This window comes from Pseudoalteromonas sp. EB27, assembly GCF_001974875.1.
Lineage (GTDB): Bacteria > Pseudomonadota > Gammaproteobacteria > Enterobacterales > Alteromonadaceae > Pseudoalteromonas.
Map to the genome: position 1 here is coordinate 338,306 of NZ_MTQD01000002.1, position 16,415 is coordinate 354,720.

Annotated in this window: 15 protein-coding genes; 11 read left to right on the plus strand and 4 right to left on the minus strand. The window is 39.3% G+C overall.

Annotation, left to right across the window (positions count from 1 at the left end; translation table 11 throughout):
* Window positions 1–228: 228 nt before the first annotated feature.
* Both BW142_RS04080 and ubiG read right to left on the minus strand, forming a co-directional pair.
* Complete coding sequence (locus tag BW142_RS04080) at window positions 229–909, minus strand: HAD-IA family hydrolase (protein WP_076923975.1); 681 nt, start codon at window positions 907–909, stop codon at window positions 229–231.
* Window positions 909–1,619, minus strand: a complete 711-nt coding sequence (gene ubiG, locus BW142_RS04085) for a bifunctional 2-polyprenyl-6-hydroxyphenol methylase/3-demethylubiquinol 3-O-methyltransferase UbiG (RefSeq protein WP_002961162.1) — start codon at window positions 1,617–1,619, stop codon at window positions 909–911. Before ubiG ends, BW142_RS04080 begins: the two co-directional genes overlap by 1 nt.
* Before the next feature lie 176 nt (window positions 1,620–1,795).
* Between ubiG and gyrA the strand changes: the two genes are divergently transcribed.
* From gyrA to BW142_RS04135, 10 genes are all read left to right on the plus strand, one after another.
* Entirely contained in the window at window positions 1,796–4,495 is a 2,700-nt protein-coding gene (gene gyrA / locus BW142_RS04090; RefSeq protein WP_024600253.1) for a DNA topoisomerase (ATP-hydrolyzing) subunit A, read from the plus strand.
* 158 nt (window positions 4,496–4,653) lie between these two features.
* A complete protein-coding gene (serC, locus tag BW142_RS04095; protein WP_024595544.1) occupies window positions 4,654–5,736 on the plus strand; it encodes a 3-phosphoserine/phosphohydroxythreonine transaminase in 1,083 nt (360 codons plus the stop codon).
* A complete protein-coding gene (gene aroA, locus BW142_RS04100) occupies window positions 5,736–7,013 on the plus strand; it encodes a 3-phosphoshikimate 1-carboxyvinyltransferase (RefSeq protein ID WP_076923976.1) in 1,278 nt (425 codons plus the stop codon). Before serC ends, aroA begins: the two co-directional genes overlap by 1 nt.
* A 106-nt stretch (window positions 7,014–7,119) precedes the next feature.
* Window positions 7,120–7,830 carry a (d)CMP kinase gene (gene cmk / locus BW142_RS04105; protein WP_076923977.1) on the plus strand — a complete coding sequence of 237 codons (711 nt, stop codon included), beginning with the start codon at window positions 7,120–7,122 and terminating at the stop codon, window positions 7,828–7,830.
* 96 nt (window positions 7,831–7,926) lie between these two features.
* Window positions 7,927–9,594, plus strand: a complete 1,668-nt coding sequence (rpsA, locus tag BW142_RS04110; protein WP_002961176.1) for a 30S ribosomal protein S1 — start codon at window positions 7,927–7,929, stop codon at window positions 9,592–9,594.
* A gap of 67 nt (window positions 9,595–9,661) precedes the next feature.
* Entirely contained in the window at window positions 9,662–9,949 is a 288-nt protein-coding gene (ihfB, locus tag BW142_RS04115; RefSeq protein WP_007583054.1) for an integration host factor subunit beta, read from the plus strand.
* Window positions 9,950–9,970: 21 nt separating this feature from the next.
* On the plus strand, window positions 9,971–10,252 hold the full coding sequence (locus BW142_RS04120) for a LapA family protein (protein WP_024600249.1): 282 nt from the start codon (window positions 9,971–9,973) through the stop codon (window positions 10,250–10,252).
* Window positions 10,253–10,254: 2 nt separating this feature from the next.
* Window positions 10,255–11,391, plus strand: a complete 1,137-nt coding sequence (gene lapB / locus BW142_RS04125; protein WP_024600248.1) for a lipopolysaccharide assembly protein LapB — start codon at window positions 10,255–10,257, stop codon at window positions 11,389–11,391.
* Window positions 11,392–11,740: 349 nt separating this feature from the next.
* Window positions 11,741–12,445, plus strand: a complete 705-nt coding sequence (gene pyrF / locus BW142_RS04130; protein ID WP_076923978.1) for an orotidine-5'-phosphate decarboxylase — start codon at window positions 11,741–11,743, stop codon at window positions 12,443–12,445.
* A gap of 94 nt (window positions 12,446–12,539) precedes the next feature.
* A complete protein-coding gene (locus tag BW142_RS04135) occupies window positions 12,540–12,914 on the plus strand; it encodes a hypothetical protein (RefSeq protein ID WP_024600246.1) in 375 nt (124 codons plus the stop codon).
* Between the two features lie 43 nt (window positions 12,915–12,957).
* Here BW142_RS04135 and BW142_RS04140 read toward each other — a convergent pair whose 3' ends face one another.
* Together BW142_RS04140 and BW142_RS04145 are read right to left on the minus strand one after the other, a co-directional pair.
* Window positions 12,958–13,791 carry a S1-like domain-containing RNA-binding protein gene (locus BW142_RS04140; RefSeq protein WP_024590152.1) on the minus strand — a complete coding sequence of 278 codons (834 nt, stop codon included), beginning with the start codon at window positions 13,789–13,791 and terminating at the stop codon, window positions 12,958–12,960.
* A 2-nt stretch (window positions 13,792–13,793) separates the two neighbouring features.
* Window positions 13,794–15,122, minus strand: coding sequence for a DEAD/DEAH box helicase (locus BW142_RS04145; protein WP_076923979.1), 1,329 nt, complete (start codon window positions 15,120–15,122; stop codon window positions 13,794–13,796).
* A gap of 209 nt (window positions 15,123–15,331) precedes the next feature.
* On the opposite strand from BW142_RS04145, the gene BW142_RS04150 reads away from it, so the two are divergent.
* Complete coding sequence (locus tag BW142_RS04150) at window positions 15,332–16,339, plus strand: rhodanese-related sulfurtransferase (RefSeq protein WP_024600244.1); 1,008 nt, start codon at window positions 15,332–15,334, stop codon at window positions 16,337–16,339.
* Window positions 16,340–16,415 lie beyond the last annotated feature (76 nt).

The window sequence follows — 16,415 nt, forward strand, 5'->3', positions numbered from 1 at the left end:
TGCAAGGGACATAATTGCCCCTATTTGTGGATAACTTCGGGATAACGCATTTGTGTTAGTAGACACTCACCTTCGAACAATCATTTAAGTTGAAATATGCAAAAATCAACTAATGATCTGCTAAATTTACGCATTTTAAAAATAAATTTTGACTGCTTTTTTTATCGGCAAGCTTTGTGTGAAAACTAACACAATCACAATATATAGTGTTTAATAATTAACATGGCACTATATATGGTTAAAACCATCAATTGGGCTTAGCCAGTTAAAATTGGCTTTCCAAGCTATGGCTTCATCTTTACTTGGGATGTAACCCCAAAGTGCCGTTGCGGTATGCATACCTGCCGCTTTGCCTGCTTGTATGTCGCGCTGTGCATCTCCAATGTATAGACAACGGTCTGGTTTTACTTGCATAAGCTTTGCACAGTGTAGCAGTGGTAAAGGTGATGGCTTAGCTTCAGCTAATGTGTCGCCACTTATTACTACACTGGCATTTTTTAATGCGGGAATAGCTGCCACTAAAGGATCGGTTAAAAAGCCAGGCTTGTTAGTCATGATCCCCCATTTGATCTTTTTCTGATCAAGGCCGATAAGTAACGATTCAACTCCGCTGAAGCAATGCGTGTGTTTTGCTATGTTTGCAGCGTATTCGTCAACTAATTGCTTAATAAGCTCGCTTTGAGGTTGTGTGTCCCATAACTCTTTAAAACCAGCCTCTAATAATGCGCCTGCGCCGTTAGATGCCGCAGGACGGTATACATCACTACTAACAGGCTCTATTTTATTATTAATGAGAACTGTATTTAAAGCCGCACCTAAATCATCAGCGGTGTCGAGTAGAGTGCCGTCTAAATCAAATAAAAATGCATCGTACTCAATAAGGGGGAGGGGGGCTTGAGAGTTAGCCATTAAGCTAACTTCTCGAAGTACAGTATGTAATTTACGCTAACGTCACTATTGAGCGTATATTGCTTTGATAGTGGGTTATAAGAAAGGCCTGTACTTGCACGAACTTTTAAACCCGCTTGCTCTGCCCATGCAATAAGCTGTGCAGGTTTTATAAACTTTTTATGGTCGTGTGTACCTTCAGGTACCATTTTTAAAAGTTTTTCAGCGCCAACAATCGCGTATAAATATGCTTTAGGTGTTTTGTTAAGGGTTGAAAAAAACACATCCGCGCCTGGTTTGGCAAGTGCGGCTACAGCATGAATGATAGATGCTGGGTCGGGAACGTGCTCAAGCATTTCCATACAGGTTATTACATCAAAGCGCTCTGGGTGTTGCGATGCAAACTCTTCTGCTGGCACTTTTATGTAATCTACATTTACGCCAGTTTCTAAACTGTGCAACTTAGCAACAGTTAAAGGCTCTTGACCCATGTCGATACCGGTTACTTTTGCGCCCATGCGTGCCATGCTTTGGCTTAAAATACCGCCACCACAGCCAACGTCGAGTGTTTCTTTATCGAATAAGCCTTGCGTTTTGTTTGCTATAAAGTCTAGTCGTAACGGGTTAATTTCGTGAAGAGGTTTGAATTCTCCGTCTAGGTCCCACCAACGCTCAGCGATGGCTTCAAATTTTGCTATTTCTGCGTGATCTACATTTTGATGTTCGGTCATAAAATACTTCCTCGTCAATCTGAGGCCATTATATAGGGCTAAATTGATAAATCGCAAAGTTTTGCGCCTGTAAATTAAAATTAATTGTGATAGCATGGCTGTTAGAAATAATAACAATACTCTTAATACCCAATACCGGGTTGTTGAGAGCTGATACTGAAGGAATGTGATATCAAATGACTGATCTCGCCAATGAAATTCTGCCAGTCAATATTGAAGACGAGTTAAAAAACTCCTACTTAGATTACGCAATGAGCGTAATCGTAGGACGTGCATTACCAGACGTACGTGACGGCTTAAAACCTGTTCATCGCCGCGTTTTGTTTGCAATGAACGAGCTTAGTAATGACTGGAACAAGCCTTACAAAAAATCGGCCCGTGTGGTCGGTGACGTAATCGGTAAATACCACCCACACGGCGACAGTGCAGTTTATGACACGATAGTTCGTATGGCTCAGCCATTCTCACTGCGTTATATGCTTGTAGATGGCCAAGGTAACTTCGGTTCGGTTGATGGTGATTCAGCAGCGGCAATGCGTTATACAGAAGTACGTATGGCAAAAATGTCGCATGAGTTATTAGCCGATCTTGAAAAAGAAACGGTTGATTTCGTTCCTAACTACGATGGCACAGAGTTCATCCCTGATGTTTTACCTACGAAAGTTCCTAATTTATTAGTGAATGGTTCGTCGGGTATTGCGGTAGGTATGGCTACAAATATACCGCCACATAACTTAACTGAAGTTGTAAATGGGTGTTTGGCACTTATTCAAAATCCTGATTTAACTATTTTAGAGTTAATGGATTATATCCCTGGTCCTGATTTCCCAACGGCTGCAATTATCAACGGTAAGAAGGGTATTGAACAAGCCTACTTAACTGGCCGTGGTAAAGTGTACATGCGTGCACGCGCCGACATCGAAACCGACGAAAAAACAGGTCGTGAAACAATTATCGTTCACGAAATTCCTTATCAAGTTAACAAAGCTCGCTTAATTGAAAAAATTGCTGAGCTAGTTAAAGATAAAAAAATTGAAGGTATTAGCGCGCTACGAGATGAATCTGATAAAGATGGTATGCGTATCGTTATTGAGATTAAACGTGGTGACGTAGGCGAAGTTATTTTAAATAACTTGTATTCACAAACTCAGTTACAAACTGTGTTTGGTATGAATATGGTTGCTTTAATTAATAACCAACCTAAGTGTTTTAATTTAAAAGAAATGCTTGAAGAGTTTATTATTCACCGCCGTGAAGTAGTAACTCGTCGTACCGTGTTTGATTTACGCAAAGCGCGTGACCGTGCTCACACGCTTGAAGGTTTAGCGATTGCGCTTGCAAACATTGACCCAATTATCGAACTTATTCGTAAATCCCCTACACCAGCTGAAGCTAAAATTGCCTTAACAGCACGTCCGTGGGAATTAGGTCATGTACAAGGTATGCTTGAGAAAGCAGGCGAAGATAATGTAGCCCGTCCAGATTGGCTTGCTGCTGATTTAGGTATTCGCGACGGTCAATACTATATTTCTGAGCAACAAGCTCAAGCAATTCTAGATTTGCGTTTACACAAGCTTACTGGTCTTGAACACGAAAAAATCTTAACTGAATATCAATCGTTATTAGAGCTAATTGCTGAACTACTTTATATTTTGGCGACTCCTGAGCGTTTAATGGAAGTTATTCGTGATGAGCTAGTTGAAATTAAAGCGCAGTATGGCGATGAACGTCGTACTGAGATTAATGCAGCGGCTCACGATATCAGCCTTGAAGACTTAATTACTGAAGAAAACGTTGTAGTAACGCTTTCTCACGAAGGGTATGTGAAGTATCAGGCATTGTCTGACTATGAAGCACAGCGTCGTGGTGGTAAAGGTAAGTCAGCAACCAAGATGAAAGATGAAGATTTCATCGAACGTCTTTTAGTTGCAAATACACACGATACGATTTTATGTTTCTCTACAGCGGGTCGTTTATATTGGCTTAAAGTGTATCAGTTACCACTAGCAAGTCGTGCTGCGCGCGGTAAGCCAATTGTTAACTTGTTACCACTTGAAGCAGATGAACGTATTACTGCTATATTGCCAGTACGCGAGTACGCTGAAGATAAATACATCTTTATGGCAACTGCATTCGGTACAGTTAAGAAAACACCATTAACGGCTTACAGTCGTCAACGAGCTAGCGGTATCATTGCTGTTAACTTAAATGATGGCGATAGCTTAATAGGTGTTGATATTACCGATGGTAGCAACGAGATTATGTTGTTCACTGATGCTGGTAAAGTAGTACGCTTTAAAGAAGCTGAAGAAACAACCGTTGTTGATGAAAACGGTAACCCAGTACTTGATGAAGAAGGCAACCCTGAGATTCGTTTCAAAGGTGTTCGCCCAATGGGTCGTACGGCTACAGGTGTTCGTGGTATTAAAATGCCAGACGAGCAACGCGTAGTATCGTTAATTGTACCAAAAACTGACGGTGCTATTTTAACGGTAACTGAAAATGGTTACGGTAAGCGTACACAACTTGAAGATTACCCATCTAAGAGCCGTGCAACACAAGGTGTTGTATCTATCAAGGTGAGTGAGCGTAACGGTGCTGTTGTTGGCGCTGTACAAGTTGATGATAACGACGAAATCATGATTATTTCAAATCGTGGTACCTTAGTACGTACTCGCGTTAATGAAGTTTCTACGGTTGGACGTAACACCCAAGGTGTTATTTTGATCAGAACTATTGACGAAGAGCAAGTAGTTGGTTTACAACGTATAGAAGAGATTGAAGTTACAGAAAGTGACTTGATTGATATTGAAGACGTTGAAACTGTAGATACGGTTATTGATGAAGTAGCGGATGATAATCCTCCTTCAGAATAATTGATATTGAAAAAGCGGCCTTGGCCGCTTTTTTTAATGTTGTTGAAAAAAATTAATAGGGTGTGAAGTTATATTCATTCACTAAAACTCAAAGGTTTAGTGGGTGGGTATTGAGCATTCATGCTTAGTAGTTAAATTACTGGAATGAGGCAAAGGTAATGAGTAAATATAATTTTTGTGCGGGGCCAGCTATGCTTCCGCAAGCGGTTATGAAAAAAGCACAAAAAGAGTTTCTAGATTGGCAAGATTTAGGTGTGTCTGTGATGGAAATAAGCCATCGTAGCAAAGAGTTTTTAGCCCTTACAGCTAAATGTGAAGCCAGCCTTCGTCGCCTAATGAATATCAGTGATGAATTTGAAGTGCTGTTTATGCATGGTGGTGGTCGTGGTCAGTTTAGTGCTGTGCCATTAAATTTACACCAAGAAGGCAAAGCTGCGGTTTATTGCGAAAACGGCGTGTGGTCAAAAAGTGCAACAGACGAGGCCAACAAGTTTACTCAAGCAACCTCTATTGATGTGCGTAATGATGCCAATGGCGAGTTTTCTATTAAACAGGTTGCTGATTGGGTGTTACCAGAAGATGCATCTTACATTCACTATTGCCCTAACGAAACGGTTGACGGCTTAGAAATTTTTGATGTACCAAGCCACCCAACTGCACCGATCGTTGCTGATATGTCGTCAACTATTTTATCACGCGAAATAGACGTTAATAAATTTGATTTAATTTACGCTGGTGCGCAAAAAAATATCGGCCCGTCGGGCATATCAATCGTTATTGTTCGTAAAACATTACTTGAGCGTGAAGGCTTACCTAAGCCAGGCATTTTAGATTACGCATTAGAAGCAAAACAAGGCAGCATGTTTAACACGCCTCCCACATTTGCTTGGTATTTAGCTGCTGAAGTATTTCAATGGCTTGAAAGTAATGGTGGCGTAAAAGCGATGGAAGTTCAAAATATTGCTAAAGCGCAGCTACTTTATGACTTTATTGATGAATCGAGCTTTTATACCAATAAAGTAGCTAAACATTGCCGTTCACGTATGAATGTTCCGTTTTGGCTTAACGATGAAAGCTTAAATGATAAGTTTGTTGCTCAGTCTAAAGATGCAGGGTTACTCGCTCTTGAAGGCCACAGAATTGTGGGCGGTATGCGCGCAAGTATTTATAACGCAATGCCTATTGAAGGTGTTCAAGCACTTGTAGACTTTATGGCTGCTTTTGCAAAGGAGCACAGCTAATGGAGCAGCTTCGTTTAGAACCTATTTCTAGAGTAAATGGCACAGTAACCCTACCAGGTTCAAAGAGTCTATCGAACAGAATTTTATTATTAGCAGCACTTGCAAGCGGTACTACCGTTGTAGAAAACTTACTTGATAGTGACGATATACGCCATATGCTGGGCGCCTTAAAGTTATTAGGTGTAAATGTAACTTTAAATGATGACCGCACTGTAGCCACCGTAGAGGGTGTTAGTGGTGTGTTTAATACACCGACTGAGCCATTGTTTCTAGGTAATGCGGGTACTGCTTATAGACCTTTAACGGCAGTACTTGCTGGCGTTGCTGGTGAATACGAGCTAATAGGCGAGCCACGTATGGAAGAGCGCCCGATAGGGCACTTGGTTGACGCGCTGCAAGCATTGGGTGGTGATGTTACTTATACAAAGCACAAAGACTACCCACCACTTAAAATTGTCGGTGGCCAAATAAAAGGCGGTGATGTTGAAATTGACGGCAGTATTTCAAGTCAATTTTTAACCGCTCTATTAATGGCAGCGCCATTATTTAACGGTGATACAACAATAACTATTAAAGGTACTTTAGTCTCTAAACCTTATATTGATATTACACTTGATGTAATGGCACGTTTTGGAGTTAATGTTGAGCACATTGATTATGCAACTTTTAAAGTTAAAGGTGGTCAACAGTATCAATCATTAGATCGCATAATGGTTGAAGGCGATGCATCTTCTGCCTCTTACTTTGTTGCTGCGGCTGCAATTGCAGGCGGTGAGATTGAAATTAAGGGCGTGGGTGCCAAATCGGTGCAAGGTGATATAGGCTTTGCCAAAGTAATGGAGCAAGTAGGCGCAAAAATTGATTGGTATGATGAGCGTTTAGTTGTTCGCAAAGGCGAGCTTAATGGCGTAGATATAGATGCGAATGCAATTCCTGATGCTGCTATGACCCTTGCAACAGTTGCTTTATTTGCTAAAGGTAAAACTGCTATTCGTAATATTTATAACTGGCGCGTTAAAGAAACAGACCGTTTGTATGCAATGGCAACTGAGCTTAGAAAAGTAGGCGCTGAAGTTGTAGAGGGTGAGGATTTTATAGAAATTACTCCACCTGAACATTTTAATGATGTTGCTATAGATACTTACGACGATCACCGTATAGCTATGTGTTTTGCTATGGTTGCCGTAGGCGGAAAGCCAATAACGATTAATGATCCAAAGTGTACTTATAAAACATTCCCTACATTTTTCAATGTTTTAGCATCAGTCAGTGAATAAGCTATTTAGAAGTAATTACAAAAGTTACACACTAATAGCAGATATATTTTAATAACTGACGTATAATGTCGCGGTTTATTTAGGTGTGCATTGCAGGAGGTTTTAAATGCAGGCGTTATTAATGCCCGTGATCACCGTTGATGGCCCAAGTGGTTCAGGTAAAGGAACTGTTTGTCGCTTGTTAGCCGACAAGTTAGGGTGGGATGTATTAGATAGCGGTGCGATTTATCGCGTTTTATCTTTAGCTGCACTTCATCACCAAATTGCATTAGACAATGAAGAAGGGCTTGTCCCTCTTGCTGCAAATTTAGATGTGCAGTTTTTGGTAGATAGCCAGACTAATGCAGGAAAAGTTATTTTAGAAGGCGAAGATGTAACCACTACTATTCGTAACGAAGAAGTAGGCGCTGCAGCGTCAAAGGTTGCAGCATTACCTCGCGTTCGTGAAGCATTATTACGTCGCCAGCGTGCATTTCGTACTGAAAATGGCTTAATCGCCGATGGTCGTGATATGGGCACTGTCGTTTTTCAAGATGCTCCGTTAAAAATATATTTAACAGCAAGTGCAGAAGAGCGTGCTCGTAGACGCTTTGTTGAGTTGAATACGCGCGGTCTTGATGTTACACTAAGTGGTCTATTACAGGACATTCAAGCTCGTGATGAGCGCGATATGAATCGTGCCGTTGCTCCGCTTGTACCTGCAGAAGATGCTATTGAGATCGATACTAGCGAACTTAATGCACAGCAAGTGTTTGATAAGGTAATAACTTTATTAGATATTGCAATCTCTGAAGGTAAGCTTCCTAAACGAAGCTAAAACACATTTTATGCGCCAGCAGGATGCCAGTGCTATTTTAACAACCCCATGCAGCATGGTTGCTTATTGGTATAATATATAGAGACGTATATTCGTATGTCAGAAAATTTTGCGCAGTTATTTGAAGAAAGCTTAAAGGGTTTTGAAGCAGAGCAAGGCTCTATCGTTAAAGGTACAGTAATCTCAATCGAGAACAACATTGTACTTGTAGATGCTGGTCTTAAATCAGAAAGTGCTATCCCTGCTGAGCAGTTCAAAAATGCTGCTGGTGAACTTGAAGTTGCTGTTGGCGACGAAGTAGATGTTGCACTAGATGCAATTGAAGACGGTTTCGGTGAAACTATTCTTTCTCGTGAGAAAGCTAAGCGTCACGAAGCATGGATCCGTCTTGAGAAAGCATGTGAAGAGCAAGAGACTGTTACTGGTGTTATCAACGGTAAAGTTAAAGGCGGTTTCACAGTTGAAGTTGATTCAATCCGTGCTTTCCTACCTGGTTCACTTGTTGATGTTCGTCCAGTACGTGACACAACTCACCTTGAAGGCAAAGAGCTTGAATTTAAAGTAATCAAGCTTGACCAAAAACGTAACAACGTTGTTGTTTCACGTCGTGCAGTTATCGAATCTGAAAACTCACAAGAACGTGAAGAGCTTCTTGCTAACCTTGTTGAAGGCCAAGAAGTTAAAGGTATCGTTAAGAACCTTACTGACTACGGTGCATTCGTTGACCTTGGTGGTGTTGATGGTCTACTACACATTACTGATATGGCTTGGAAGCGTGTTAAGCACCCTTCAGAAATCGTTAATGTTGGCGACGAAATCGCAGTTAAAGTTCTTAAATTCGACAAAGATAAAACTCGTGTATCTCTAGGCCTTAAACAGCTTGGTGAAGATCCATGGGCAGCTATCGCTGGTCGTTACCCAGAAGGTTCTAAACTTTCTGGTCGTGTTACTAATCTTACAGATTACGGCTGTTTCGTGGAAATCGAAGAAGGCGTTGAAGGTTTAGTACACGTTTCTGAAATGGATTGGACTAACAAAAATATCCATCCTTCAAAAGTTGTTAGCTTAGGCGACACTGTTGAAGTTATGGTTTTAGAAATTGACGAAGAACGTCGTCGTATTTCTCTTGGTCTTAAGCAATGTATTGCTAATCCTTGGCAGGAATTTGCTCGTCTACAAAACAAAGGCGATCAAGTTACTGGTAAGATCAAATCAATCACTGACTTCGGTATCTTTATCGGTCTTGACGGTGGTATTGACGGTCTTGTACACCTTTCAGACATTTCTTGGAATACACCTGGCGAAGAAGCTGTACGTGAATTCAAGAAAGGCGACGAAATCACTGCTATCGTATTGCAAGTTGACCCAGAGCGTGAACGTATCTCTCTAGGTGTTAAGCAAATCGAAGCTGACCCATTCAATAACTACCTTGATGCAAACAAAAAAGGTGCTATTGTTAAAGGTAAAGTGACTGAAGTTGATGCGAAAGGCGCAACTGTTGAACTTATCGAAGGCGTTGAAGGTTACATCCGTGTAGCTGATATCGCTCAAGAGCGCGTTGAAGATGCAACTACTGTTGTTTCTGTAGGCGACGAGATTGAAGTTAAATACGTTGGTGTTGATCGTAAGAACCGCACTTTAAGCTTATCTGTAAAAGCTCTTTTCGAAGCAGAAGAGAAAGAAGTACTAGAGAAGCTTAAGAAAGAAGAGCCAGTGTTTGAAAACGCAATGGCAGCTGCTTTCGCAAATGCACAAAAAGACTAATATATAATTAGTTTTTAGTTGGAAGGGCATTTTTTGCCCTTCCTATATCTCTTTTTAAGGAAACGCTATGACTAAGTCAGAACTGATAGAAACACTTGCGGAACAACACGCACACGTTCCAGTGAAAGATGTTGAGAATGCTGTAAAAGAAATTCTTGAACAAATGGCCGGCTCATTATCTACTTCAGATCGTATTGAGATCAGAGGTTTTGGTAGTTTCTCTTTGCATTTCCGCGCTCCTCGCACAGGTCGTAATCCTAAGACTGGCGACACAGTTGAGCTTGAAGGAAAGCATGTACCTCATTTTAAACCAGGCAAAGAATTACGCGACCGCGTAAATGAAAGCATTGCCTAGTTAACTTAGTGGAGTAGTTACTTGTTTAAGGTATTAAAAATTATTCTGGTTGCACTATGCCTTATCAGTGCATTTGTATTAGGGTCACAAAACCCACAGTTAGTACAAATAAATTATATTATAGCCAGTAATACATTACCTTTAGCTGTAATAATAAGTATCTGCTTTTTATTAGGTGTTTTGATTGGTTGTTTTATTAGCTTTAAATTGTTTTCGCAATTAAAGTGGCAAAACTACCGCTTAAAAAAGCAATTAGCGCCTGAAAAAGATAAAAAAAAGCTTGCCGCGAATAAAGACACCTAACTATGATTGAGCTTTTGTTTTTACTATTGCCTGTTGCCGCTGGTTACGGTTGGATTATGGGTAAAAATAGTGCCAAAAACCAAGCTCATCAACTTAATCGTCAGATCACTTCTGAATACAGCAAAGGCTTAAAGTTTCTACTCGACAGAGAAGAAGACCAAGGCTTAGAGCACTTAATTAATTTGCTTGAAGTTTCAGCTGACTCTGTTGAACACTATTCTACACTTGCTACTATGTTTCGCCGTAGAGGTGAACTAGATCGCGCAATAAAAATCCATGAACTTCTTTTAAAACACCCAAGCTTAAATGAACAACAAGCTGCAACTAGCCGTTTAGAACTTGCCGAAGATTACATAATGGCTGGTCTACTAGATAGTGCAGAAGAGCACTTAGTTTGGTTAGTTAAAGCAGGGCATGTAGAAGCGCTAGATCCTATTATTACTTTATACTCGCAAACCCGTGAATGGGAAAAAGGCATCAACATGTTTGAAGCCCACAGCGAGCTATTTGCAAAAGAACAACAATTTAAAGCGATCGCTAATTTTTATTGTGAGTCGGCTTTAAGTGAAAATACACCTCAACTAATGAGAAAAGCGATTAGCTTAAATTATAAAGCCGTACGTCCGCTTTACGAGTTAGGGTTAGTTGCTTACGCGAAAGAAGATTACGTTAAAGCTATTTATTACTGGCGTGAGCTAGTATCACAATTCACTTTGTTTGCGCCGTTGTTTATTGATGAGCTAGCTCACAGCTATAAACAATTAAATCTAACGCATCAATTTCATGAGTTAGTCAGTGACTTGTTAGAGAAGGGTGGTGTATTAATTAAAATAAAACATTGCCAAGCATTACTTGAGCAAGGGCACACTAAACAAGCCTTTGAATTTCTAACTGATAGCTTAAAACGTCAACCTACTATTCGTGGTTTCAGTTTTTTACTGCAATTAATGGGTGACCAAAACAAAAATACTAAAGAAGTACTTAACGAAATTGATAAGCTTGTAACGTCTTATATTGCTACAAAACCTGATTTTCAATGTCAGCACTGTGGTTTTACGAGCTACACCATATATTGGAATTGCCCTTCTTGTAAGCATTGGGAAACCATTGTTCCAAGTCGAGGCTTAGACGGATTTTAATAACCCCTTAAATAATATCGGATTTAACTATGATAATTTTAGCAAATTAAACTGAGAGTTTACTGGGTTGGAATTTTTTGATGTTGTGTCTATATAAATTTCTCTACACCTTCTCTCAAATTACCAGCTAGCACTATTGCATTAAATCTATTTAAACAATTACTTTATATCAATTCGCTTATTAAGTGGTCTGTTTTGAGGTAAGAAAATTGTGTCGATAACAAGGCAAGAATTTCGTTATTTTATTGTTGTATATCAGAAATTTTTAAGCAGTTAGCGTCAAATTTAGTCCTTCAAATTGATTAAGTATTATTGCGGATTGGTATTATAGCCATACATTAGGATAGTCATGTCTTTCGAACACTCAAAAAAAATTCTTATAGCATTAGATTACGATGACCAAGAGGTTGCTTTAAACTTTGTTAAACAACTTTCTCCTGATACATGTCGTCTTAAAGTAGGCAAAGAGATGTTTACTTATTTTGGACCTACATTCGTTAAAGAGTTAATTGATTTAGGTTTTGATGTTTTTCTAGATTTAAAGTTCCATGACATCCCTAATACAGTAGCTAAAGCTGTTACTGCTGCGGCTAAAATGGGTGTGTGGATGGTAAATGTTCATGCTTCTGGTGGTTTTGAAATGATGAGCAAAGCTAAATCGGCTCTAGAACAGTTTGGCGATAAAGCGCCATTACTTATCGCTGTTACTGTATTAACAAGCATGGATGAAACAGAATTAAAGCGCTTAGGCGTTGATAAATCAGCTCAAGAGCAAGTTATATATTTAGCTAAGCTTGCAAAGGAAGCTGGGCTTGATGGCGTTGTGTGTTCTGCACAAGAAGCAAAAGCCTTAAAAACAGAGTTAGGAGAGAGTTTTAAGCTTGTTACGCCAGGTATACGTCCTGAAGGGAGTGATGCGGGTGATCAAAAGCGTATCATGACTCCTAAGCAAGCAATTGATGCAGGAAGTGATTATTTAGTTATAGGTCGACCTATTACTCAGGCGGATAATCCAGTAAAAGTGCTTAGTGATGTTAATAAATCCATAGCGTAATTTAACAAAAAGCAGCAATATAGTGCTAAAACCCTTACTGCATGTGTATTTTATGTTACATTATTAGTATTAATGATGTAGTAGGGGGTTTGCTTTGAAGTTATTATTAGGTTTCATAATTATTATTGTTGCGGGTTTTTCGGTAAATAAGTACGTCTTTTCTAATAAAGCATATGATGATGTTACATCAGTAACAGATATAATTTCGAACTATCCTATTAATATGTTCGATTTTAAACAAACAATGCGAGATTATGCACACCACCTGTGTTACAAAAATGAGGATACACTGATATCTCAGCATATAACGGTAACTGATTGCATATCTAAGCTTGATGATAAAAAAACAGAATGCGAAAAGAAGGTTTTTCGTTTGGCACCGCTTAACCTAGAGTCAAAGGGTGAAGTGCTTGATTATTCAAGGCAATATACGCAATGTACATTGCCTTATAAGTACATTCTAGGTTAATTACAAACAGATAATATTAGTAATTAAAGCCTATTATTTATGATTAAGATCTTAAGCGAATGGATTTCGCTTCAATATCTATTAACTCTTGTTTGAATAATCCACCAATTGCTTTTTTATAGTTAGCTTTACTAGTAGAAAACATCTTTTTAATCGCTTCAGGTTCGGACTTATCGCCTAATGGAATAACTCCACCTTCGTTTTTAAGTTTTTGCATAATAGTTTCACCAAGGTCACTTACTTTACCCATCCCCGGCTTTTCTAGTACAACATCAATTTTTCCGTCTTCACGTACTTTTTGAATGAACCCTTTAAGCTTTTGACCCACAAATAAGCTTTTAAATACCATATTGTAGAAAACAACACCAAAGTGCGATTCTTCAATTAATACCTTGTAGCCAATATCTGTTTTGCCAGCAACAATTAAATCCACTTCTTGTAAGTGCGTATACTGCGGCTCATCTTTAGATAGAAAGCGATTAAAGTTGTTTGATGCACAAATACGTTGGCTTGCATTATCAAGGTACAAACGAACTAAATATGAGTGACCTTCTTGCATACGTGGTTTTTGTTCGTTAAATGGGGTTAGTACATCTTTTTCAAGACCCCAATCTAAAAACGCACCAATACTATTAATTTCTTTAACGCGAAGCAGGGCATATTCACCTACTTGTGCGTGTGGCTTTTTAGTTGTGGCAGTTGCTAAGTTAGCGTTGTCTAAGAAGATAAATACACTAATGCTATCGCCCGCTTCAAGCTCATGTTTAATTTCTTGTTTTGGTAAAAACACTTCACCTAAATCATGACCGTCTAAGTAAGCACCTTCGTTACTCACTTCTTTTACAAATAATGTTTGTGTGGTTCCTAGGTAACTCATAATTATTCCTGCTCAGTCTTTTTTTTACGGCGCATTGGTGTATCGCCATCAATGTTCATTGGTGCTTTAATTGGTGCTGTTGGCTTTTTAGGTTTGGCTTTGCGTTTAAATACAGGCTTTTTAACAGCGGCGGTTTTTTCTTTAGATTTATCCCACGTTGCTTCAGGCTTTTTCTCTTTAATACCTTTAAACTTAGCTTTTAAACCTTCGACACTTGCAAATACAAGCTCATCGTTCAAAAACGATTTAATAGCTAAATAGCTTGCCCAGTCTTTAGGTCCAACAAGCGATAAGGCATTACCTTTAAAACCAGCACGGCCTGTACGGCCAATGCGGTGTACATATTCTTCAGCGTGTTTTGGCAAATCAAAGTTAATAACATGCGTTACACTTAGTAAATCTAAACCACGAGATGCAACATCGGTTGTGATTAATATTTTAAAGTTTTCGCGACTAAATGAATCCATTATATCTAAACGTTTATTTTGCGTTAAGTCACCTGCAAGCGCTACAGACTTAAAGCCTTTGGCATTGAGCGCCTCACTCAAACGACTCGTGTCAGAACGCGTTGCCGTGAAAATAATGCACTGCCCAACATCATCTTGATTCAAAAAGTGCTCTAATAGCGCTTCTTTATGATCAAGATGATCGGCAAGGTATAACGTTTGTTTAATATCGCTATGTTGCTCGTTCGCTGCACTTAGCGTAATTTGCTTTGGCTTTTTTAATAGGTTACGTGATAGTGCGTCTACTTGCGCATGGTCAAGTGTTGCAGAAAACAATAACGTTTGGCGTAAACGGTGATTAGCTTGCTCGTTAATCATTTTTAACTGCTCAGTAAAGCCTAAATCTAATATACGATCGGCTTCATCAAAAATAAGCAGTTCTAGCCCACTCAATTGTAAAGATCGTTTTGTAATGTGATCGGCTAAACGCCCAGGTGTAGCAACTACAAATTGTGGATCATTTCTAAGTGCTTTTATTTGGTCATTAAAGTTCTCGCCACCAAGTATTTTTACGGCCTTAATGGCTGTGCCTGCAATTAATAAACGCAGCTGAGTAAATACTTGCGTAGCAAGCTCACGCGTAGGAGCAACAATAAGTACACGAGGATCGCGTTTACTGAGTGCTTTTTGTTTCATAACCCTTTGTACAGCAGGTAATAAAAACGCCAAGGTTTTGCCCGACCCAGTTTTCGACTGAGCGAAAATGTCATGCCCTGCAAGTGCGGTAGGCACTGCATGCGCTTGAATATCGGTGGGCTGGGTGATCCCTTGATGTGCTAACTGTGTTTCAAGGCGTGTATCAATCCCAAGATCAGTAAACTGCAATGTGTGTTTCTCCAAAATAAGCAAATTAAGTCTATAAATTTATCAGCGCATTATAGCTTACACAGATAGGTCGCTAACAGTAAAAACCAATCTATAGCGCTATTTTTTGCAATTAAACTAAAAAAGCGTAAAATACGCGCCCCATATGCGCCGGATTTACGATTCGGTAAATGCCAATTGTGGCAACTAAAAGCAAAATAGGAAATAAGATGACGGCAGTTCATAAAAATGATGTGACAAAGGACCACTTTGTAGTGTGTGCAATGTATAAGTTTGTGGCTTTACCTGAGTATGAAGCCCTTAGAAAGCCATTACTTGAGGTAATGGAAGCAAACGAGGTTCGTGGTACTTTACTTATTGCAGCTGAAGGTATTAACGGTACGGTTTCTGCAAAACGTGAAGGCATAGATAATTTATTAGCCTGGCTTGATGAGCAACCTAATTTAAAAAATATCGTAACAAAAGAATCTTACGATGATGAATGCCCGTTTTACCGTACTAAAGTAAAATTAAAAAAAGAAATTGTAACTATGGGGGTTGAAGGTGTAGACCCTCTAAAAGTTGTAGGTAGTTATGTTAAGCCTAATGAATGGAATGCGTTAATATCAGATCCTGACGTTATACTTATTGATACTCGTAATGATTACGAAATAGAAATAGGTACTTTTCAAAACGCAGTCGATCCAAACACTAAAACATTTCGTGAGTTTCCTCAGTGGGCAAAAGAAAACTTAGACCCTGAAAAACATAAAAAAGTGGCTATGTTTTGTACTGGCGGTATTCGCTGTGAAAAATCAACTGCGTATATGAAAGAGCAAGGCTTTGATGAGGTATATCATCTTGAAGGTGGTATTTTAAAATACCTAGAAGAAGTGCCAAAAGAAGAAACAATGTGGGAAGGCGAGTGTTTTGTATTTGATAATCGTGTAGCGGTTGATCACGACTTACAAAAAGGTTCTTATGATCAATGTCACGCCTGTCGTATGCCAATTACAGAAGAAGAAAAATTAAAGCCTGAATACATGGAAGGTGTATCTTGCCATCATTGTATTGAAGAAGTAACGGATGAACAGCGGACACGCTTTGCTGAACGCCAAAAACAGATTGAGCTCGCGCAAGCGCGTGGTGAAGGCCACATTGGTAGCGAAGCACAGGCAGTTTTACAGCAACGTAAAGAGGCTAAAAAAGCGCAAAAGGATGCTCAGCGCGGTAAATAACATTTATTAATGAATACTTTTATTAGCCCAGCTTATGCTGGGCTTTTTAGTTTTAACTGTCACTTGTATTTTTTGT